Consider the following 699-nt stretch of genomic DNA (forward strand, 5'->3'; position numbering starts at 1 on the left):
CCGGCAGGCGGCCGGCGCCCAGGTCGTGCTGGTCACCTCGGGCGCCGTCTCGGCGGGCATCGGGCCGCTCGGCCTGGGCACCCGGCCCCGCGACCTCGCCACGATGCAGGCCGCGGCATCAGTGGGGCAGGGGCAGCTCGCAGGCCGCTACCAGGAGGAGTTCGGGGCGTTCGGCATCCAGATCGGTCAGATCCTGCTGACCGCGGAGGACACGGTGCGCCGCCACCGCTACCGCAACGCGCAGCGCGCGCTGGAGCGCCTGCTCGCCCTGGGCGTGGTGCCGGTCATCAACGAGAACGACGCCGTCACCACCGACGAGCTCAAGTTCGGTGACAACGACCGTCTCGCCGCGCTCGTGTCGCACCTGGTGCGGGCGGACGCCCTGCTGCTCCTGACCGACGTCGACGGCCTGCACGACGCCCCGCCGTCGCGCCCCGGCGCGCGCCGCATCCCGCTGGTCGACGACCTCACGGAGATCGCCGGCGTCGAGGTGACCGCGCGCGGCAGCTCGGTCGGCACGGGCGGCATGGTCACCAAGCTGGAGTCGGTGCGGATCGCGACCGGCGCGGGCGTGCCCGCCGTCCTCACGCTCACGGCCAACGCGGCCGCCGCACTGGCCGGCGAGGACGTCGGCACGTTCTTCGCCGCGACCGGACGCCGCACGTCGGCGCGCCGGCTCTGGATCGCGCACGCCGCCCG

General features: G+C 75.5%; 1 protein-coding gene. It reads left to right on the forward strand.

The window, feature by feature from the left end; all coding sequences use genetic code 11:
- On the forward strand, window positions 1–699 hold a 699-nt coding region (proB, locus tag PROKR_RS05995), incomplete at both ends, for a glutamate 5-kinase (protein ID WP_036960670.1).

It is taken from the genome of Promicromonospora kroppenstedtii DSM 19349, assembly GCF_000515355.1.
GTDB classification, from domain to species: domain Bacteria; phylum Actinomycetota; class Actinomycetes; order Actinomycetales; family Cellulomonadaceae; genus Promicromonospora; species Promicromonospora kroppenstedtii.